This is a genomic window from Yoonia sp. D2-7 (assembly GCF_055809435.1).
The window spans coordinates 1,964,172-1,983,245 of the sequence record NZ_CM147912.1; the positions used below are offsets into that span (position 1 = coordinate 1,964,172).

Annotated in this window: 20 protein-coding genes and 1 tRNA gene; 5 read left to right on the forward strand and 16 right to left on the reverse strand. The window is 54.2% G+C overall.

What is annotated here, in order from left to right; translation table 11 throughout:
• Positions 1-73 precede the first annotated feature (73 nt).
• Together AC0L7R_RS09550 and AC0L7R_RS09555 are read left to right on the forward strand one after the other, a co-directional pair.
• A complete protein-coding gene (locus AC0L7R_RS09550; RefSeq protein WP_247127135.1) occupies positions 74-1,240 on the forward strand; it encodes an OmpP1/FadL family transporter in 1,167 nt (388 codons plus the stop codon).
• Positions 1,241-1,353: 113 nt separating this feature from the next.
• Positions 1,354-2,274, forward strand: coding sequence for an EamA family transporter (locus AC0L7R_RS09555; RefSeq protein WP_473656626.1), 921 nt, complete (start codon positions 1,354-1,356; stop codon positions 2,272-2,274).
• Here the strand turns inward: AC0L7R_RS09555 and lpxB are convergent.
• The 13 genes from lpxB to pyrH form a co-directional block, all read right to left on the reverse strand.
• On the reverse strand, positions 2,236-3,366 hold the full coding sequence (gene lpxB / locus AC0L7R_RS09560) for a lipid-A-disaccharide synthase (RefSeq protein ID WP_473656628.1): 1,131 nt from the start codon (positions 3,364-3,366) through the stop codon (positions 2,236-2,238). The genes AC0L7R_RS09555 and lpxB overlap by 39 nt on opposite strands.
• A complete protein-coding gene (locus AC0L7R_RS09565; protein WP_473656630.1) occupies positions 3,363-4,265 on the reverse strand; it encodes a UDP-2,3-diacylglucosamine diphosphatase LpxI domain-containing protein in 903 nt (300 codons plus the stop codon). The genes lpxB and AC0L7R_RS09565 overlap by 4 nt, the downstream gene beginning before the upstream one ends.
• Entirely contained in the window at positions 4,265-5,047 is a 783-nt protein-coding gene (gene lpxA / locus AC0L7R_RS09570) for an acyl-ACP--UDP-N-acetylglucosamine O-acyltransferase (RefSeq protein WP_473656632.1), read from the reverse strand. The genes AC0L7R_RS09565 and lpxA overlap by 1 nt, the downstream gene beginning before the upstream one ends.
• Positions 5,047-5,508 carry a 3-hydroxyacyl-ACP dehydratase FabZ gene (gene fabZ / locus AC0L7R_RS09575; RefSeq protein ID WP_247127130.1) on the reverse strand — a complete coding sequence of 154 codons (462 nt, stop codon included), beginning with the start codon at positions 5,506-5,508 and terminating at the stop codon, positions 5,047-5,049. Before fabZ ends, lpxA begins: the two co-directional genes overlap by 1 nt.
• A 70-nt stretch (positions 5,509-5,578) precedes the next feature.
• On the reverse strand, positions 5,579-6,247 hold the full coding sequence (locus AC0L7R_RS09580; RefSeq protein WP_473656633.1) for an OmpH family outer membrane protein: 669 nt from the start codon (positions 6,245-6,247) through the stop codon (positions 5,579-5,581).
• On the reverse strand, positions 6,247-8,559 hold the full coding sequence (gene bamA / locus AC0L7R_RS09585) for an outer membrane protein assembly factor BamA (protein ID WP_473656634.1): 2,313 nt from the start codon (positions 8,557-8,559) through the stop codon (positions 6,247-6,249). The genes AC0L7R_RS09580 and bamA overlap by 1 nt, the downstream gene beginning before the upstream one ends.
• 125 nt (positions 8,560-8,684) lie before the next feature.
• The gene (locus tag AC0L7R_RS09590; protein ID WP_281501939.1) at positions 8,685-8,810 is read right to left on the reverse strand and encodes a hypothetical protein; all 126 of its coding nucleotides are present in this window, start codon (positions 8,808-8,810) and stop codon (positions 8,685-8,687) included.
• Positions 8,811-8,883: 73 nt separating this feature from the next.
• The gene (gene rseP, locus AC0L7R_RS09595) at positions 8,884-10,218 is read right to left on the reverse strand and encodes an RIP metalloprotease RseP (protein WP_473656636.1); all 1,335 of its coding nucleotides are present in this window, start codon (positions 10,216-10,218) and stop codon (positions 8,884-8,886) included.
• A gap of 4 nt (positions 10,219-10,222) precedes the next feature.
• Complete coding sequence (dxr, locus tag AC0L7R_RS09600; protein WP_473656638.1) at positions 10,223-11,392, reverse strand: 1-deoxy-D-xylulose-5-phosphate reductoisomerase; 1,170 nt, start codon at positions 11,390-11,392, stop codon at positions 10,223-10,225.
• Positions 11,389-12,216, reverse strand: a complete 828-nt coding sequence (locus AC0L7R_RS09605; RefSeq protein WP_473656639.1) for a phosphatidate cytidylyltransferase — start codon at positions 12,214-12,216, stop codon at positions 11,389-11,391. Before AC0L7R_RS09605 ends, dxr begins: the two co-directional genes overlap by 4 nt.
• Positions 12,197-12,925, reverse strand: a complete 729-nt coding sequence (uppS, locus tag AC0L7R_RS09610; protein WP_473656641.1) for a polyprenyl diphosphate synthase — start codon at positions 12,923-12,925, stop codon at positions 12,197-12,199. Before uppS ends, AC0L7R_RS09605 begins: the two co-directional genes overlap by 20 nt.
• 50 nt (positions 12,926-12,975) lie before the next feature.
• The gene (frr, locus tag AC0L7R_RS09615; protein WP_247127125.1) at positions 12,976-13,539 is read right to left on the reverse strand and encodes a ribosome recycling factor; all 564 of its coding nucleotides are present in this window, start codon (positions 13,537-13,539) and stop codon (positions 12,976-12,978) included.
• 133 nt (positions 13,540-13,672) lie between these two features.
• Positions 13,673-14,398, reverse strand: a complete 726-nt coding sequence (gene pyrH, locus AC0L7R_RS09620; protein ID WP_247127124.1) for a UMP kinase — start codon at positions 14,396-14,398, stop codon at positions 13,673-13,675.
• A gap of 158 nt (positions 14,399-14,556) precedes the next feature.
• Here pyrH and miaA point away from each other — a divergent pair, with 158 nt between their 5' ends.
• Together miaA and AC0L7R_RS09630 are read left to right on the forward strand one after the other, a co-directional pair.
• The gene (gene miaA, locus AC0L7R_RS09625; RefSeq protein ID WP_473656643.1) at positions 14,557-15,444 is read left to right on the forward strand and encodes a tRNA (adenosine(37)-N6)-dimethylallyltransferase MiaA; all 888 of its coding nucleotides are present in this window, start codon (positions 14,557-14,559) and stop codon (positions 15,442-15,444) included.
• Between the two features lie 64 nt (positions 15,445-15,508).
• Complete coding sequence (locus tag AC0L7R_RS09630; RefSeq protein WP_473656644.1) at positions 15,509-16,363, forward strand: helix-turn-helix domain-containing protein; 855 nt, start codon at positions 15,509-15,511, stop codon at positions 16,361-16,363.
• Here the strand turns inward: AC0L7R_RS09630 and AC0L7R_RS09635 are convergent, their stop codons facing one another.
• Entirely contained in the window at positions 16,364-16,951 is a 588-nt protein-coding gene (locus AC0L7R_RS09635; RefSeq protein ID WP_348106909.1) for a lytic transglycosylase domain-containing protein, read from the reverse strand.
• Between the two features lie 149 nt (positions 16,952-17,100).
• Here AC0L7R_RS09635 and AC0L7R_RS09640 point away from each other — a divergent pair, with 149 nt between their 5' ends.
• The gene (locus AC0L7R_RS09640; RefSeq protein ID WP_247127120.1) at positions 17,101-17,616 is read left to right on the forward strand and encodes a single-stranded DNA-binding protein; all 516 of its coding nucleotides are present in this window, start codon (positions 17,101-17,103) and stop codon (positions 17,614-17,616) included.
• A gap of 173 nt (positions 17,617-17,789) precedes the next feature.
• Here AC0L7R_RS09640 and AC0L7R_RS09645 read toward each other — a convergent pair whose 3' ends face one another.
• Complete coding sequence (locus tag AC0L7R_RS09645) at positions 17,790-18,764, reverse strand: hypothetical protein (RefSeq protein WP_473656645.1); 975 nt, start codon at positions 18,762-18,764, stop codon at positions 17,790-17,792.
• Positions 18,765-18,928: 164 nt separating this feature from the next.
• Positions 18,929-19,018, reverse strand: a tRNA-Ser gene (locus AC0L7R_RS09650).
• Positions 19,019-19,074 lie beyond the last annotated feature (56 nt).

Genomic DNA, 19,074 nt, shown 5'->3' on the forward strand with positions numbered 1-19,074 from the left:
TCATTAATTGACGCATGCGGCATTACGTCCCTAGGCTGACTTAGGGAGACACTTTCATGACAGGGACGGAGACATGAAGAATACACTTAAATTGACAGCGGCTTTGATGCTGACAACCACAGCAGCAACTGCCGGTGGTATCGAGCGCGGCGGCAACAACTATTCAGTATTGTTTGAGGAAGGCAACTACGTTGCTTTGTCATTCTCATCAGTACGTCCAGACGTATCTGGCGATTACCCTGCCACTTTGGGCGGCGGTTCCACGGACAACATGTCTGAAGACTACACCAACCTTGGTGTGGCGCTGAAATATGAACTCAATGAGCAGTTCGATGTGGGCCTGTTCTTGAACCAGCCATATGGTGCAAACGCAGACTACACAGCTGGCGCATATACTGGTCTGGGTGCTGATTGGGATAGTAACCAAGTTGCCTTGGTTCTGAAGTATCAGGCAACGCCAAATATCTCCGTCTACGGGGGTGTTCGCAGCGTCGAATCCGAAGCTAACATCGCAATTCCAGATGCATTGGTCCGTGGTGGTCTTGCCGCTGCAGCTGCTGCCGGAAACGCGCAAGCGGGCGCTTTGGCTGCTGGGGCCCCTGCTGGAACACTTGGTTATACTGCTGAAACAGATGCGAACCGTGAAACAAGCTATATTGTTGGTGCTGCATATGAGCGTCCAGAAATCGCACTGCGCGTCGCACTGACATATGAAACAGGTTACACGCACACATTCGCTGGAACAGAATCCGTTCCAGCCGTGCCAACTGTCAGCGGTACATCTGATTTCGAAATCGAGATGCCGCAATCTGTGACACTTGATTTCCAATCCGGCGTTGCTGCCGACACATTGGTCTTCGGTTCGATCCGTTGGGCTGAATGGTCTGTTTGGGAAGTACGCCCGAATGGTTACGAAGCATTGACTGGTGGCGGTCGCGTTACTGGTATCGACGACGACGTGACAACTCTGCGTTTGGGTGTTGGTCGTAAGATCAATGATGATCTGTCAGTATTTGCACGCGTCACATACGAAGACGGCAACGGCGGTGAAGCCTCCCGTTTGTCACCAACAGACGGTTCAACCGCATTTGGTTTCGGTGGGTCGTACACGTACAACAACGTCAAATTCACTGGCGGTCTTGAGTATGTCAAATTGGGTGACGCAACGGACGCATCCGGTGTTGAATTCGCTGACAACTCTGCAATCGCAGTGGGTCTGACAGTCGGCTATCAGTTCTAAGAACACCGACGATTAGAAACAATGGCCCCGTCGCATCACGCGGCGGGGCTTTTTCGTGGGCGTTCCGCATCTTTCGGGTTGCGTAGAAAGACCCACGCTTCCCATATGTTGGCATGATCAAACAACAAACCATGTCCGCGCGTGCCTGGATTGAACTTTGTCTGCTGTCGCTTATCTGGGGCGCATCATTTCTTTCCATCCGCATCGCGCTTGATGAAATAGGCCCTTTGACTGCTGTGGCGCACCGCACAGTTTGGGCAATGCTGGTCTTATGGATTGTTGTCTATTTCAAAGGATTTACAGTTCCTCGGGATCCACGCGTTTGGTTTGCATTCCTGGTTATGGGGCTGTTCAACAATGTGATTCCGTTTTCATTGATGGCGTGGGGCCAGTTGCATATCGAAACTGGACTGACGTCGATCCTGAATGCCGCGACTGCCGTTTTTGGAGTGCTAGCGGCGTCTATGTTCTTTTCAGATGAAAAACTAACTCTCAGACGAGGGATCGGCGTGACTGTTGGCTTCTTTGGCGTCGCAACTGCGATTGGCTTCGACGCCTTTTTGTCGTTTGACCTTAGGTCGCTTGGCCAGCTTGCGGTTATCGGCGGCACGATCAGTTATGCCCTAGCCGGTGTTTGGGCCAAGAAACGGTTGGTTGGGCTATCACCCCATGTAGCGGCCGCAGGCATGTTAACCGGATCGAGCGTCATCATATTGCCAATTGCGTTGATCTACGAAGGGCCGATACGCTTTGATCTGCAACCTGTCACTTGGGCTGCAATCGGGTATTACGCGTTGATCGCCACGGCATTGGCGTATCTGTTGTATTACAGGGTCCTGAAGATGGCCGGCGCCGGCAACCTGATGCTTTGTACGTTATTGGTAGCCCCGGTTGCCATCATTTTAGGAGCGATCGTTCTAGGTGAAGAACTGCCGATAAGGTCATATTTTGGCTTTGTAATTCTGGCTGCAGGCCTGATCATTCTAGATGGTCGTCTATTGCAACACGGCAAGGACCGAACGGGCTGCCCGTAGTCCGGGAGCTTCGCCGCCTTGTCCTAGCCGTTCCATGGTCAACTGCATGGCATCTAGCTGTGCGGACGGATCATCAAGAACTTTTAGAAGCGCCGCCGCCATCTGATTTGGCTGACAGGCTTTGCCAACAAACTCCGGTACGACCCGCGTGTCGGACACTAGGTTGACCAATGTGACCGTGTCGACCTTCAGCATCCGCCCGATAATGATCCGCGATAACCACGCCATGTCGTAACCGATGACCATAGGCGTCTGATTGGCCGCCAGTTCTAACGATACGGTGCCTGATGCCGCCAATGCAACGTCTGCCGCACGGAATGCAGCGCGTTTCGTCGCTGTCGCTTGGGCTGGGATCAAAAGCGGGGTCACTGGCCAGCTCTGCGTCAGTTCGCGCACCAATGTCGTTACAGGCGCCGCACAAGGAACCACCACCGTCGCGTCGGGATGCACTTGCGCCACCTGCCCCAATGTTTCGCCGAAGCGTTCGGCGAGGCGTGTCACTTCACCCTTCCGCGACCCCGGCAATGCAAGGATCAACGGTCCGGTGACATCGTGTTTGTCGCGAAATGCGCGCGCTTCGGCATCAGTGGCAATTTGCTCCGCCACAACCGGATGCCCAACAAAATCGCAAGTCATGCCAGCGGCTTGCATCAGCGGCGGTTCAAACGGAAATAAAGCGAGAACATGGTCAATGTGATGGGCCATCTTGGCCGCACGGCCTGACCGCCATGCCCACACGGTCGGTGCCACGTAGTGGATCGTTGGGATGTTCGTCGCGGCCTTCACTAGCTTTGCCACGCGCAGGCAAAAATCAGGACTGTCGATCGTGATCAGAACATCGGGTTTCGTGTCGATCACGGCCTGTGCCATTTGATGAACACGTGCTTTCAAAACTTTGTATTTCGGCAGTATTTCGGCCAAGCCCATGACGCTGAGTTCTTCCATCCCGAAACGGCTTTGCAAGCCCTGCGCCTGCATCAAGTCACCACCAACCCCGTCGAAACTGACATCCGTCAAGCTGTCCAAGCCCGCCATCAACGCGCCACCTAACTTATCGCCTGATACCTCGCCCGCGATGATAAAGACCTTCATGCCGCCCCCTTAGGACGCACCCAAAGAAACATGCCATGTAGATCGAGCGTTTCCACAACACTTGGCAAATCGACCACCATCACACCGCCCGCTTCAATCACGATCCCTGCAAGTCCTGCTTCTGCCGCACCTTTGACGGTTTCGAAACCAATGACTGGCAAATCTGCACGCCGATCTTGGTCTGGTTTCGGGGCTTTGAAAAGGATGCCATCGTCGGCCGTCACGGCTTCGGGCGGCGTGCCTTTTATCTTGTCCAGTATGAGCTTAACAGCCTCCCCGACATAATCTGTGAGATCGTCAAAGAGGCCAGCGGGTTCATCATCGTCGCGGTATTCCTCATGAAATTTCGCCAGCATCGCATCTGTGCCATCGGCGTCTTCTTTTGCCGCGACTTGCCCCATCCGAATGATGCAGGCTTGTCCGATGTCCCCTTGGCCCATGGTCGCGACAGTCGCCTGACCGACCATTGCGTCGGCTTTGTGCCAGTCAGACGGCTGAACCTGCGTGGGAACGCCTTCAGACGGCAACAGATCAGGTGCAATGTCATGTGCGGCGACAATCGTGAACCCATGTTCTTCGAAGATCGCAATGACTTCGCGCAATGCTCCGTCATCGCCTTTTGCGATTGCCGCTTGAATACGTGGCACCAATGGCATGGTCGCGGCATCGACGGCAGACGGATCAACAGGTGGCCTTTTGATCGCGCCTGCCATGCAAATCTTTGTGATGCCACGCTCATGCAAAGCCTGAAGAAAACTCCCTAAGTGTTCGATGCGAAACGATATATCGGTGTCGATAGATGAGGTGAATCCATCCAATGCACAGACCAAAACAGGTTCCTGTACACGATGCAAAATCGCAGCCGGCAAATCACCCGTTCCTGCAATCAGCGCGATCATTACTTCGGCGTCAGAAAGCCGCGGTCGCTGGTGCCAAGGATAAAGCGGACCATATCCTGCACAAAAGCGCTGTCGCTTTCCTCTTTCAGCTTTTCGGCGCGATCGTGGAACGTGCCTTCGCCGTCTTTGAGCATCTGGAACGCCGCGCGGAGTGCCGTGATGTCGCCGCGGGCCACGCCTTTGCGTTTCAGGCCAACAAGGTTCAACCCATCCAATTCGCCGCGCTGCCCCATCACAAGCCCATGCGGAATAACGTCAGACGTGACCATCGACAAAGCCCCGATAATCGCACCTCTGCCGATCCGGACAAACTGGTGAACGCCGCAAAGCCCGCCGACAATCACATCGTCTTCGAGCACGCAGTGGCCTGCAATCGCGCTGTTATTCACCACGATGACACGGTTTCCGATCTGCGCGTCATGCGCGACGTGGCAGCCTGCCATGAACAGGTTGTCATCTCCCACTTGCGTCATGCCACCGCCACCCGTGGTGCCAGTATTCATGGTGACATGTTCGCGAATACGGTTCCGTGCCCCAATGCGCAGTTTCGTTTTTTCGCCGTCGAACTTCAAATCCTGTGGGATCTCGCCAAGTACCGCAAACGAAAACACAGTTGTTTCATCGCCAATATGCGTATCGCCATCGACAACAACATGGCTTTTCAGCGTAACACCGCGCCCGAGCACAACGTCGGGTCCAACAACGCAAAACGGTCCAATCTCGCAATCAGGCCCAATGCTGGCACCTTCGGCGATCACAGCACTGGGATGAATACCGGCCATTAGCCTTGCATGTCCATCATCGCGGTAAATTCAGCCTCAGCTGCCATTTCACCATCAACAGTTGCCACGCCTTTGAATTTCCAGACTTTCCCGCCCGCCTTGCCGCGTGTTGTTTCGATCTTCATTTCAAGAATATCGCCGGGAATGACTTTGCGGCGGAACTTACAACCATCGATGCCCATGAAGTACACCAGCAAATTGCCTTCGGTCAGGCCCATGGTCGTGCCGACCATCACTGCGGCTGTCTGCGCCATCGCCTCAACAATCGTCACACCAGGCATAATCGGTGTGCCCGGGAAATGGCCCTGAAAATGCGGCTCGTTCATCGTGACGTTCTTGATGCCAACAGCAGAAGACGTCCCGTCGATGTCACGCACCTTATCAACCAACAAGAACGGATACCGGTGCGGTAGAATAGCCTGAATCAGGTGAATATCGGCAAATGTTGGTGTCTCGGACATCGGGAACTCTTTCTTGGTCTTTTGGGCCGCACGACTTGCACCACCCACTGCTTTAGACTTGTTTACCTAGTCACTCAGATTGCGGCAAGTCGTCTTGCGGCAATGGCAGCTCTAGAGCGTCATCAGCAATAATCGGCGCCACCTCTGGCAGGCTGTCTGTTTCGTCGATCGGTCGCAAGGCTGGTCGTTCGCTTGGATCACGTGAACCGTCGCCGAGGGTTGTATCAATCAAGCTTACCGCATCTTCCGTCGCGTTTGCGCTGCCGATCGCCTGAATGACAGCGCGGCGATCCATAGACACCACCGCCCCACGTTCCAACATCAACGCCAAAATGATCGGGCGAATCCGTTCGAGAAATTGCGACCGTTCCGTATCACGCAATTGGACCAACTTGGCCTGTTCAGCCTCACGGTCCAATCGGACCGCCTGTGCGCGTTCGTTGAACGCCCGCGCTTCATCACGAAATGCGGCAGGGTCCATCGTGGCCCGCGCTTCAGTCAGCGCTGTTTCTTCGGCCAAAAGTTCAGCGGCGATACGGTCATTGTCCGCCTGTACACGTGCCCGTTCTTCAGACACCATCTCAGCAATGCGCTGACCATACAGCGTTTCAACAAAAATCCGTTCAAAGTCGACGACCATGATGGGCGACGGCAATACGACCGTCTGATCTTGAGCCATCGCAGGCGAACCAAGGAACGCCGCGATGGTGAAAGAACAGATGCGCACAAATCGCAGCATTAGAAGTTTGTCGAAATAGTCACGTCGAACGATTTCGTCTCGTCTTCAGTTTGTGCATCAAGTGCTTCTGTAAAGTTGAAGCGCAGCGGGCCGATTGGCGTTGTCCAGAAGATCGTCGCACCAACAACTGTCCGCGCCGTGTAGTCGTTGTACAGAACATCAGCGTCAAAGGTATTGCCAACGTCCCAGACTGACCCGTGATCGACGAACAAACCGCCTGAGATCCCGTATTCTTCTGGCAAACCAAGCGGGAATTCCGCCTCCAGACGCGCGACCGCGAATTTGTTACCGCCCAATGCGTCACCGGTATCCGCGTCACGTGGGCCGATACCGCCGGCATCAAAACCACGCATCAATCGCGAACCAAGGAAGAAACGGTCTGTGACACGGCTGTTGTTGTTCGCGTAGTCCAAGCTACCGCCTTCGATCGTGGCCCGCAGTGTCAGTTCTTCGCTCAGAACCTTTGTCTCCACAGCAGCCAGTGCAGTCGTCTGGATATAATCCGCGTCGCCAATCCCAAATTCCTGACCAAAGCGGAACACGAAACTTGTCAGCGGATCGATCCCGCCGCGACGGCTGTCGTAGCTGTATGTGTAACCCAAGGAATTCGTGGAGATGGCGCCAGAAGCCGCCTCTTCTTGGATGACCTGACTGACGGTATCGGATACGTCCGTCAAATCTTCGTAGCTGAACGCATAGAATGTTGTCAGACGACCATTGTCGCTGACCGGGAAGTTCAACGATGGTCTTAGCGTGAACCGTTCCGTATCAAAGTTTGCGTTTTCGTTGTCGGTCGTCTGGTAATCGATCCCGATCCCGGCACGCAAATCACGCCCCAAGAAGTTTGGTTCGGAGAAGTCAAAGTTGAAGACACGGTTTGTCTCAGCTGTTGAAATTTGGAAATCCAAACGCTGACCGCGACCGAGGAAGTTTTGCTGTTTGTAGCTGGCCAAAAGCCCGAGACCGACGTCCGTGTTAAAATTGGCACCAAAGGACAACGAACCTGTCGGCCCTTCTTCAACGTCCACGTCTACGATCACCTGACTTGCAGACGACCCTTCGCGCGCATTCACGGCAGCATTCTGGAAGAAACCCAAGGCGCGGATACGTTCTGCGGCTTCGCGGACTTCACGCGGGTTAAATGGATCGCCTTCGACCACGCGGAACTGGTTGCGTATCACGCGATCCAACGTCGTGGAATTCCCTTCGATGTCGATGCGTTCGACAAAGATGCGTTCCCCACGCACAAGCGCGAATTCGACGTTCAGGCGCAGATTGCGGTCGTCGCGGGTAATACGCGGTTCGACCTGCAAGAAGTTGATACCCATGCGCGTCGCCAAAAGCTCTAACCGCGAAATATCGCTGTCGAGCATTTCTGGGGAATAAGTGGCACCAGACCGCGTTTTCAGTGCATTGCGGAAGACGGCGGCATCGGCCTCAGGGATTGCGCTACTGACGGACACGTCACCAAATTTGAACTGCTGCCCTTCTTGTACGTTAAACGTCACAAGATATGCGTCGCGTTCACGTGTCAGCGCCACATCAACATTCTGGACGCGGAAATCTGCGTAGCCGCGCGATTGGTAGAAATCAGTCAGGACACGGCGGTCAACCGCAATCCGGTCAGCCGCAAAAGTATCGCGTGAAATAACGCTGCGCAGGATACCCGCCTGTTTCGTTTCAAGCACACGGCGCAAACGGCCTTCCGAGTAAGTACGGTTCCCAACGAACGAAATGCGTTCGACTTCGGTCAGGCCTGCTTCGACAACTTCGAACACCAAATCAACGCGGTTATCGGACAGCGGAATGATGCGCGGTGTCACCACGGCATTGATCCGACCAAGACTTGCGTACACTTCGGTAATTGCTGCGGTATCGGCTTCTGCTTGCGTTGGCGTGTAGACGCGACGCGGTTCGGACCGCACCACCTCAAGCAGCTGCGCATCGCGGACTTGGCTGTTGCCTTCAATGTTGATGCGGTTGACTGTCGGGAATTCAACGACGTCAATGACAAGTGTGTTGCCCTGCGTGCGCACATTCACTTCTGAAAACAGGCCAGATCCGCGAATACGTTGGCTGGCATCGTTCACTGTCGCCGCAGTCACCTGTTCGCCCCGCGCGATTCCCGCAAAAGTCAGAATGGTTCCGTCGGCGACTCGTTGGTTGCCGCTGATTGTCACAGCATTGAATGCAAAGTTTTGCGCAAGAGCCGGATCAGCTACGCCACTGAACGCCCCAACTAAACCAACAATCGCGACAGTCCGCATAAAAGAGTTAAAACGCCCAGAGGCATACCGCGATTTGAGGTGCATTCGATCGTCCGCTTTGACTGTGTTTATTGCCCGAAGGCGTACCCTGTCCGAACAGGGTTGTCAAAAGCACAAAACGCACCCGTTGGGGTGCGTTCGATCATCGTCCACATCATTTGGTGAATGAATTAGCCAAGCATAATGTAGGCGCCAGCATACAGCGACCCAATCACTGTCGCGGTCGTCAAAATACGATCCCAGTTGAGTTCAACAAGAAGGGAAACGCTTTTGTAGCCTTGTGCAATCGTCTGCATTGGTCACTCCTGTGCATTGCTGAGCACACTGTGACCGCGAATTAAGGCAACATCTGGGCAGCCCTGTGACCGATCAAGGGCAAAGGATCAGATCATTCAGCAATGCAAAGATCATCAGTGTCGCAATGATAGCCAGCCCACCGGACATCAGAACGCGCAATGCAAATTCGGACGGTTTCCGGCGTGTGACGGCCTCGTAGGCATGGAAAACAAGGTGCCCGCCGTCCAATACGGGAATCGGGAACAGGTTCAAAAGACCCACGGCGGCGGACAGAATGCCGATAAAGAGCACAAAGCTCCCTGCCCCTTGCTGTGCCATAGAACCGGACGTTTGCGCGATCCCTACGGGTCCCGACAAGTTACAGCTGGAAATTGCGCCCGTCATAAGATGCCATAATCCTGACAACGACGTTGTAATCCGCCACCACAACTGCTGGGTTCCGGATTTCAAAGCGGTCCACAGCCCGACAGAATCGCGTTCTGCTTCGAAGAAGATGCCACCGTTGATGCCGATCAAGAACCGTTGTTCGAACCCGCCTTCGGGCAATGGCAGATCGACCGCGCGTGCAGCCATGGACAGCGTCAGCGTTTCGTCGCCACGCAGGACCGTCAATTCCAGCGGTTTTTCGCCTGCTGCATCCTTCGCCGCAACTAGGTCACGGAACGCAATGATGGGTTCACCGTCTGCGGCAAGAATAAAATCGCCGATCCGCACACCTGCATCATCAGCGGCAGACCGTGGCGCAATGCCACTAACCAATGGTAAAATCGGGAACGGCCCCTGAACAGTCATGTCCACGCCATCGCGACGGATGTCGTAATCAACTGTCGGCGAAACTGGAATGTCATCCAACGTGCCCGTTGAGGCATCGTTGTCGTTCATTGGTATGCCACCGATTGCGATGATCTCGTCGCCGCGTTGCAGCTCTGATTGGTAGATCGCCGGCAATTCGGGGGCTGACCCGTACGTCAGCGGCGTTTTGTCCGCTCCTTGCCACATCAAATAGCCAGCAAAGATGGCAATCGCGAGAATGAAGTTAAAGATTGGACCCGCGGCAACCGTCGCAGCCCTTGCCCACAAGGGTGCACCGGTCATTGTCCGGCGCATATCAGCTTCCGAGACTGTGCCGTCCGATCCGACACTCGCGGCATTCGCATCACCAAGAAATTTCACATATCCGCCGAATGGTAAGGCAGCGATTTGCCAAACGGTTCCGTGTTTATCCGTACGCGCAAAGATAACCGGCCCAAACCCGAGGCTGAATACCTCTGCGTGGATTCCAGACCAACGACCAACGATGTAATGACCGTATTCATGGATCGCGACGATCACCGAAAGGGCGATCACAAAGAAGATCAATGTCCACGCCGTGCCACCAAGGGCAGGCAAGATTTGTGTCAGGTCCAAAGGTCTACCTCAGCGTTTTTGTGATCTCGGTTGCACGCACGCGCGCAAGTTGGTCTATTTCATTGACCGTATCTAATGTCATTTTGACATTTTTCAGCCCGTCGCGCGACGTCATGGTGTCCAAAGTTTTCGCCACAACCGGCGCCATGTCCATGAAACCGATATCGCCGGCGATGAAACTATCAAGTGCTTGTTCCTTAGCGGCCGTAAACGCAGCGCCCATAAGACCGCCTTCGTCCATCACGTCACGCGCGATTTGCAAGGCGGGATAGCGCGCATCTTCGGGCGCTTTGAAATTTAGCGATCCTATTGCGGCAAGGTCCAAACGTTGGACGGGCAAATCTTTACGCACCGGCCAGTTCAGCGCGAACCCAATCGCGTGCCGCATATCGTGCGGACCGACGTGCGCCATCAGCGCCCCGTCGTTGAAACCCACAAGTGCATGGATCAAGCTTTCGGGGTGGATAATCGTTTCTATCTGATCAGGACGGACACCGAAAAACTCTTTAGTTTCTATCAGTTCCATCGCTTTGTTAAACATCGACGCGCTGTCAATCGTGATGCGCTGGCCCATGTCCCAATTCGGGTGGCTTGATGCTTCGGCTAAGGACGCGTTCGGTAAATCCTCGAGCGGCCAATCACGGAACGCACCGCCTGACGCCGTGATGATGATCCGCTCGACTGCTGCGATGTCTTCGCCGATCAACGCCTGAAAGACGGCAGAATGTTCACTATCGACGGGAAGCACCGTGGCCCCGTGCTGGTTCGCGTGATCCATGAGTATGGGGCCAGCCGTCACAAGCGATTCCTTGTTCGCAAGCGCCAGCGTTTTACCTTGCTCTAGTGCCGCCCAACCTGGTGCCAAACCTGCAGCACCGACAATCGCCGACATTGTCCAATCGCATGGCCGCGTCGCCGCTTCCACGATTGAAGCGCTGCCAGACGCAGCTTCGACATCGCTCCCCCACAGAAGGTTCTTCAGGTCAGTGTAACAATCTGGATCGTCGATGACTGCAATGTCGGCCTTCAACGCAATCGCATCTGCAGCCAGTTGCGCCACATTGCGACCACCGGTTAAGGCAACAACATCATAGGCTTGTGGATCACGCTTAATCAGGTCGAGCGTATTTTGACCAATTGATCCTGTCGCTCCAAAAACGCTGACAGTCTTCAAAAGGCCACTCCGGGAACATTGAAGACGTAAGCGACGAGCAGCATGAACAGCGCCGCGCCAAGCAATGCATCAAACCGGTCAAACAGGCCACCGTGACCGGGGACCAGGGTCGAACTGTCCTTAACCCGCATCCGCCGCTTCAGCGCGCTTTCCGCGATATCACCCATTTGGCTGGCAAAGCTGAGCACCATTGAAATCCAAACGATTGACCAGCCCGCATTGGTAAACAGCGTGAAAATGAACCCGACAAGACCAGCAGCAATCCAGCCTGCGGATGTCCCGCTCCATGTTTTCTTGGGGCTAATTGATGGCCAAAACTTCGGTCCACCAAGCGTACGGCCTGCGAAGTAGCCAAAAACGTCCGTCGCGATCACGACAGTCATTAACCATAAAATCCAAGTGAACCCGTAATCGCTGCGAAAACTGACCAGTCCCCAACCTGCAACTTGGATGCCAAGCGCGAAGAAGAAAAACGTGACCTTTTCCTTGCGCAAATAAAATGCGCCGACGCTTGGCACCACGAGAAATAATGCAAGACCAAGCCATGTTTCGTCCAGTAATTGCCCAGACATCACCGATGCAACCAATGCAGCTAACAACATACCCGACGTTGCAGATTCGGGGCGGATCATCATCCACAGTTCCCAGACCATCACTGCCGTCACAAAGACGACCATCATCTGGAACCAATGCCCGCCGAGGATCACGCCGACCGCGCCGACAAATGTCATTATGACAGCGGATGTAATCCGAACGGTCAGATCATCCCATTTTGCCGCTTGGGCAGGCGTTTCTTCCGACATCTTAGGCAGAAACCGCGCCATAACGGCGTTCACGGCTGCCAAAATTGCCTACAACTTTACCAAATTCCTCTGCGGAGAAGTCCGGCCAAAGCGTGTCGACAAATTCGTATTCAGCGTAAGCAGATTGCCACAGCAAGAAATTCGAAATCCGTGCTTCACCGCTTGTACGGATCACAAGATCTGGATCAGGCAGGAACTGCGTATCGAGGAATTTCGCAAGGGTTTCCGCATCGACATCTTTATGTGTCAAACGGCCCTGTTCGATCTCAAAGGCCATCTTCTTGGCAGCGCGCGTCACTTCATCACGACCACCGTAGTTCAGTGCAATCGTCAAATGGACGCGGTCATTGTTTGACGTGAGCAATTCGAGATTATCCATCAAAGTCACAAGCTTCGCATCCAACTTCATACGATCCCCGATGAAACGGACGCGCACACCCTCTTCCAGCAAATCACGTGCTTCGCGTTCAATATAACGACGGAACAAACGCATCAGGCCCGAAACTTCGGTCTGGGTCCGTTTCCAGTTCTCAGTCGAAAAAGCAAAGATCGTCAGGTATTTGACGCCGATGTCTGGGCAAGCATTCACGATTTCACGAACGCGTTTTGCGCCAGCGTGGTGACCGAACAAACGCGGTCGATTCCGCTGTTGCGCCCAACGTCCGTTGCCATCCATGATGATCGCAACGTGGCCGGGGCCGGCTTGTTCGGGGTTCAGGTCTTTGGCCATCTTGTGGCCTCCTTCCAGTGAATGCTCGGTTCGGATCAGCTAAAGTCGACTTAAACCTGCATGATCTCTTCTTGTTTACTTTCAACCGTTTGATCAACGATCTTGATGTATTTATCAGTCAGATCTTGGACTTCTTGTTCCCAGAACTTCTGATCGTCCTCGGACATCCCGTCGGCCTTGGCTTTTTTGATCTGGTCCATACCGTCACGGCGCAGGTTCCGCACGGAAACACGCGCGTTTTCCGCATAACCACCAGCAACTTTGCCCAGCTCGCGACGACGTTCTTCGTTCAACTCGGGAATTGGCAACATAATGATCGTGCCGTTCAGCTGTGGATTAATACCCAAACCGCTTTCGCGGATCGCTTTTTCGACTTTGCCTACAAGGCCTTTGTCCCAAACGTTGATCGTCACCATCCGTGGTTCAGGCACGTTCACTGTTCCGACTTGGTTGATTGGGGTCATTGACCCGTATGCGTCAACCATAACAGGTTCCAACATAGAGCCGGACGCGCGGCCTGTCCGCAAGGACGCAAGTTCGACGCGCAGGTTTGCAATTGCACCATCCATACGGCGGCCAAGGTCGTCGGTATCAAGTTCAAAATCGTCTGACATGTGTTCTGCTCTTACTTCTGGGGCTTCTGCCCCGCATGATTTCCGTCGCTATACGTTAAAAAACGTCATCTGTATAGGATGCAACAATCGGCACCCTATAAGAGTTACGCAAGATTTGGCCTAAAGTTGCACGTTAGTCGTGCACAACCGTCGAAGTACCCGTTCCCGCAAGGATACCGCGGAAGCCACCCGGTTCATCCAAGCTGAAAACAACAATCGGAAGGTGGTTGTCGCGGGCAAGCGCGATTGCGGATGCGTCCATCACGCCAAGGTGCTTTTGCAGGACTTCGTCATAGCTGACTTTGTCATAGCGTTCTGCATCATCGTGCTTGGCTGGATCTTTGTCGTAGACGCCATCGACCTTCGTCCCCTTAAAGATCGCTTCGCAGTTCATTTCATTGGCACGCAGGGTCGCCGCAGTGTCTGTCGTGAAGTACGGGTTGCCCGTCCCGGCCGCAAAGATGCAAACACGTTTCTTTTCGAGGTGGCGCACGGCACGGCGGCGGATGTAGGGCTCCGCCACTTCGTTCATTGTAATCGCCGAAATGACGCGTGTGTGGATGTTGAGTTCTTCCAAGGCGGATTGCATCGCAAGCGCGTTCATCACAGTGGCGAGCATCCCCATGTAGTCAGCAGTGGTGCGTTCCATCCCTTGGGCAGACCCTTGAAGTCCGCGGAAGATATTGCCGCCACCGATCACCATGCAAATTTCAACGCCCATGTCGTGGACAGTTTTCACTTCTTTGGCGATCCGCTGGACTGTTGGCGGATGCAGACCAAAGGCGGTGTCGCCCATCAAAGCCTCGCCCGAGATCTTCAACATCACCCGTTTGTATGTTGCTTTTTCGGTGTCCGCCATGATGTGTGCCCCTATAATCAATGCGTGTCTTCCAACTTCGCGCAAAATGTCGCAAAAACGGCTTGGGTACAATGGCAGAGTGACGGAAATCCCTATTGATCGCGATTGATACGACGACGCCACACGACGAACCGCCACAGAAGGCCTAATCCACTGACATGATTACAATTTCGAAAGACAGGCCAGTTGTGATCGCAGGGCCGACGGCGTCAGGTAAGTCCGCCCTTGCGCTACATATCGCCGAGACTCAAGGCGGGGTGATCGTAAATGCTGATGCATTACAGGTATTTGACGGCTGGCGCATTGTGACAGCACGACCAGACGATGCGGATCTCGCGCGTGCCCCACATGCGTTGTATGGACATGTCCCGTTCGATGGCAGCTATTCGGTCGGACATTGGCTGCGTGACGTGGCCAAGCTGTTAGACGGTGAACGCCCAATCATTGTGGGCGGCACGGGTCTGTACCTGACGGCATTGACCGAAGGTCTGGCAGATATTCCGCCGACACCAGCCGACGTACGCGTACAAGCAGATGCCAAAGACTACCGAGACATGTTGGCTCAACTTGACCCCGAAACAACAGCGCGGATCGACACAAAGAACCCGGTCCGTGTGCAGCGTGCTTGGGAAGTTCTGACGACCACCGGACGGTCATTGGCAGACTGGCAAGACAATACCCCTGCCCCTTTACTGCCATTGGTTGACGTTACAGCCATTGTTCTGGAGGCACCGAAAGAATGGCTAACACCAAGGATCGAACAGCGCTTTGATTTGATGCTGGATGCGGGTGCTCTTGCCGAAGCAGAGGCGATGTTACCCACTTGGCATCCCGATCATTTGTCGTCGAAAGCAATCGGTGCCCCGGAGCTGATAGCGCACCTGAAAGGTAAGATGTCGCTCGCCCAAGCACGTGAAGCCGCTATCATTGCCTCGCGCCGATACGCAAAACGTCAAAGAACGTGGTTCCGGGCGCGAATGAAGGATTGGGCAACAATACCGATTTCATCCACAGATTTGTCCACAGATTTCACATTTCAAACATGAATTCCCCATTGTTTTAAGGGTTTTTGCTTGGCAGACTTGTACATAGCTGCTGTGGGGACATGCAATGACACTGCCAAGATCACAACCGTCGGTTAAGACGATGCAATCGACTTCGCTTTCCATGACGCCTATTGCGTACAACCAATTGGCTGGCAACTGGCGCACCGAAGCCATGCGGAGTCACGCGTCACCCCGTCTTTTGTTCATCACCAAAGGACAGGGCCGCATCACGGTCGCCGGCATGACGCACGGCTATGGGCCAAACAACCTGATCTATCTGCCCGCAAATGTGATGTATGGATATGAGGCAGGTCCAACCGTTTTTGGCACCATGCTCACCATTCCAAACGCAATGGCGGGCGAATGGCCTGATGAACCGGTTCATCTGCGGCTCCGCGACGTTCAAGGTCAAAAACAGGCCGCAACGATGTTCGAAGCAATCGAACAAGAACTCACCGCTACGCAACAGACGCATTCCCGCGCCGCACATTACCACTTGGGACTGCTGTCTGTTTTCTTCGAACGTCAAATGGCGCTCACCCAAGTGCGGGCCGTTGATGATCGTACTGAAGGCACAGCTGCGCGACTGGTTGCGGCTTATACGGACCTGATCGAACGAGATTACAAAACGGCACAGGGTGTCGCGGATTTTGCAGCTGCACTGGGCGTAACACCAACCCACCTGACCCGCTGCTGCAATCAAACATGCGGCAGATCGGCACTGGCACTGCTGCGCGACCGGATCACCTATGAGGCTTGCCTGCTTCTGCGCGAAACGGAGACGCCTGTCGCTGACATTGCCAAAGACCTTGGTTTTCGATCCGCTGCTTACTTTACCCGCAGCTTCCAGGCCAAAATGGGCCACACACCATCGCATTTCCGTAAGAACGGCGCTGGTAAAGGGTTGCGGCCTGTTTAATCAGCTACCGAAAATGACGCGCACATAGTTCTGGGTTTCATTGTACGGCGGAATGCCGTTGTAACGCTCAACGGCACCCGGCCCAGCATTGTAGGCTGCAAGTGCGAGACGCCAGTCACCAAATTTGTCGTATTGCGCCTTCAGGTAGCGTGCGCCGCCTTCAAGATTTTGCGCGGCATCACGTGGGTCAACGCCTAATCCTCGCGCCGTATCTGGCATTAATTGGGCTAGGCCGAGCGCGCCTTTGACCGAGACCGCATTGGCATTCCAGCCGCTTTCCTGCTGAACAAGGCGCAGGAACAAATCTTCAGGAATTTGGTGCCGCTGTGCGGCAGACCGCGCGACATTCAGAAACGGGCCTTTGTAACGGCCGGTGTATGCGGGCGTCTGCGGCTGCGCCGATGGCACAACGGCCCGTGGCGGTTGAAGCCGGATCGAACTGGAATATTGTGACGTTGCGCGACCATCCAAAACGGACAACTGGCTTTGCAACAACCCTGACCGAGTACGGGTCGACACGGTATCAGCCCAAACGACGGATCCCGCAAACATCCCGAAGGTCGTCAAAAACACGGTTACTTTTTTCATAAACAGGCGCCTTACAATGTGTCGCTTGCCGCGAACCTAATAACTTTTCCAGAAATTGCCAATCTCTCGTGTCAACGGACTATTAACTCTGAGCGGAGAAACGTAGATTGCGCGAAATCGAATATGCAGAATCGCTGGGGAGTTTAGACATGGCTGGATCGGTCAACAAAGTTATCTTGATTGGGAATCTGGGCCGCGACCCTGAAGTCCGTTCGTTTCAGAATGGCGGAAAGGTGTGCAACTTGCGCATCGCGACCTCTGAGACTTGGAAAGACAAGAACACCGGCGAACGCCGCGAAAAGACTGAATGGCATTCAGTCGCTATCTTCAATGACGGACTGGTCCGTATCGCGGAGCAATACTTGCGTAAGGGATCCAAAGTGTACATCGAAGGCGCTTTGCAAACACGTAAATGGCAGGACCAGTCCGGTCAGGACAAATATTCAACAGAAGTTGTCCTGCAAGGTTTTGGCGGCGTACTGACGATGCTTGACGGCCGTGGTGACAACCAAGGCGGTGGCGGTGGCGGCGGCTACGGTGGTGACAGCGGCGGCTACGGCGGTGGTAGTGGCGGCGGATATGACAGCGGCCCAAGCGGTGGCGGTCGCGATTCAGGTGGCGGCGGCAGTAGCCGGTCCGACCTGGACGATGAAATCCCGTTCTAAAAAATATCAGGGGCCGGCTTCGCCGGCCCCTTTTTTGATGCGGGCAGAATTTTCACCAGGTCAAATCAGACCCGCCAAGGTAGCAAACGACGCGACTAGCGCATCGCACTCCCAAGCTTGACCCATTGCGTGTCGTTGGCACAAAGCCGACACGCGACAAGGTCACGGATTATTCAGAGCTGCTTATTAAAATCAAACCGGTCAGGCCCATACAAGATTGATGCAACGTTTTGCGCAATCGTCTGAGCGGTCGCGCTGATTGGCACCGGGTACTTTTGAAGCCAATAGTGACGCACGCGAGCCGGAATGCGTGTCGGACCATGCAGCCCAACTTTCCCTGCGGCAGCCCCTTGAGACGCATTATAGATCTGCGCCTTGCCCCCAATATTCTTGATCAAGTTGATACTACAAATCTGTAGGTTCGTGAACGTACGGCAAGTTTCGGGATATCCAATTGGATTGATGACGACGATGGACAGGTTCGTAATTTTGGGCTGTTTGTTGTTCGCGAGATCATCGTCCATGGACTTGAGAAGCGCTGGCAGTTCGACATTGGTAAATATTTTATCGGGCGATGATTGCAAACCGTACATTTGTACGCTGGTCACGTGGCCGGTCGCACCGCGCCCCAAAGCCGCGGACGCAGCGTCAAAATAGGTCTTGCCGCCCCCCGTATTCCAGTCGCCTCCTAAAACGCCATCCATAAAACGCGTATCTGTTGTCGCTTCAAGCTGGCCAAACATCTTCGTCGGATGTTGTTTGTTCCACGTCGAGATCAGGTACCGGAGCTTGTTGCGGTCCACGCCTGTCCAAAAGACACTGCCATCCTCTGGCGTAGAATGGTCAAAGTTTTTGACAATCATTCGGATTGTCCGAGCCATTGCAGCAGGATCGGCGGTCACAACATCAACACCTGCCTGCTGCTGCGCCAGCGTTTGGGTTCCTTCGATTGTTCCGCCTGCAAGCCGGTATGCAGAGCGCATTGCAAGCAGTTTGATCTGATCATTACGAGGTATCTGATCCAACATCGATTTAATCTGCTTGTCGGACTGAACGCTCACTTCCTGGCCCTGCTCTTCCAACAGGCGCCGTGCAAACTGGATCAAGTCCGCTTGCATGTTGTTGCTGCCTCTAATCGTATCGTTCATCTCTAATCCCCCAAACTAAATACAAAATGGCTGACAGGTTTCGGAGGACAGGTCACGTAATTTCTGTAAACGTGCACGATACCTTGAACTAAAGACTCGAAAATGAGCTCGTTCAGTCCAACTGTAGAAACAATCGAACTATGGAAATTATCGTTGATGGGGAATGGCGGACAGACAGGGATTCGAACCCTGGAGACGGTCTCCCGCCTACACACTTTCCAGGCGTGCGCCTTCGACCACTCGGCCACCTGTCCGTTGCGCGGGGTTTATCGCCAAGCGGGGGCGGTTTGCAATACCCTAAGTTCCAAGT

Bases quoted from the DNA above. Each gene is read 5' to 3' on its own strand.
- AC0L7R_RS09565 (WP_473656630.1), bottom strand. From the start codon at position 4,265: ATGATCGCGCTGATTGCAGGAACGGGTGATTTGCCGGCTGCGATTTTG.
- bamA (WP_473656634.1), bottom strand. From the start codon at position 8,559: ATGCACCTCAAATCGCGGTATGCCTCTGGGCGTTTTAACTCTTTTATG.
- fabZ (WP_247127130.1), bottom strand. From the start codon at position 5,508: ATGTCCGAGACACCAACATTTGCCGATATTCACCTGATTCAGGCTATT.
- pyrH (WP_247127124.1), bottom strand. From the start codon at position 14,398: ATGGCGGACACCGAAAAAGCAACATACAAACGGGTGATGTTGAAGATC.
- AC0L7R_RS09630 (WP_473656644.1), top strand. From the start codon at position 15,509: ATGACACTGCCAAGATCACAACCGTCGGTTAAGACGATGCAATCGACT.
- AC0L7R_RS09590 (WP_281501939.1), bottom strand. From the start codon at position 8,810: ATGCAGACGATTGCACAAGGCTACAAAAGCGTTTCCCTTCTTGTTGAA.
- frr (WP_247127125.1), bottom strand. From the start codon at position 13,539: ATGTCAGACGATTTTGAACTTGATACCGACGACCTTGGCCGCCGTATG.
- AC0L7R_RS09605 (WP_473656639.1), bottom strand. From the start codon at position 12,216: ATGGCGCGGTTTCTGCCTAAGATGTCGGAAGAAACGCCTGCCCAAGCG.
- lpxB (WP_473656628.1), bottom strand. From the start codon at position 3,366: ATGAAGGTCTTTATCATCGCGGGCGAGGTATCAGGCGATAAGTTAGGT.
- AC0L7R_RS09645 (WP_473656645.1), bottom strand. From the start codon at position 18,764: ATGAACGATACGATTAGAGGCAGCAACAACATGCAAGCGGACTTGATC.
- AC0L7R_RS09550 (WP_247127135.1), top strand. From the start codon at position 74: ATGAAGAATACACTTAAATTGACAGCGGCTTTGATGCTGACAACCACA.
- lpxA (WP_473656632.1), bottom strand. From the start codon at position 5,047: ATGGCCGGTATTCATCCCAGTGCTGTGATCGCCGAAGGTGCCAGCATT.
- AC0L7R_RS09555 (WP_473656626.1), top strand. From the start codon at position 1,354: ATGATCAAACAACAAACCATGTCCGCGCGTGCCTGGATTGAACTTTGT.
- AC0L7R_RS09635 (WP_348106909.1), bottom strand. From the start codon at position 16,951: ATGAAAAAAGTAACCGTGTTTTTGACGACCTTCGGGATGTTTGCGGGA.
- AC0L7R_RS09580 (WP_473656633.1), bottom strand. From the start codon at position 6,247: ATGCTGCGATTTGTGCGCATCTGTTCTTTCACCATCGCGGCGTTCCTT.
- uppS (WP_473656641.1), bottom strand. From the start codon at position 12,925: ATGGCCAAAGACCTGAACCCCGAACAAGCCGGCCCCGGCCACGTTGCG.
- miaA (WP_473656643.1), top strand. From the start codon at position 14,557: ATGATTACAATTTCGAAAGACAGGCCAGTTGTGATCGCAGGGCCGACG.
- AC0L7R_RS09640 (WP_247127120.1), top strand. From the start codon at position 17,101: ATGGCTGGATCGGTCAACAAAGTTATCTTGATTGGGAATCTGGGCCGC.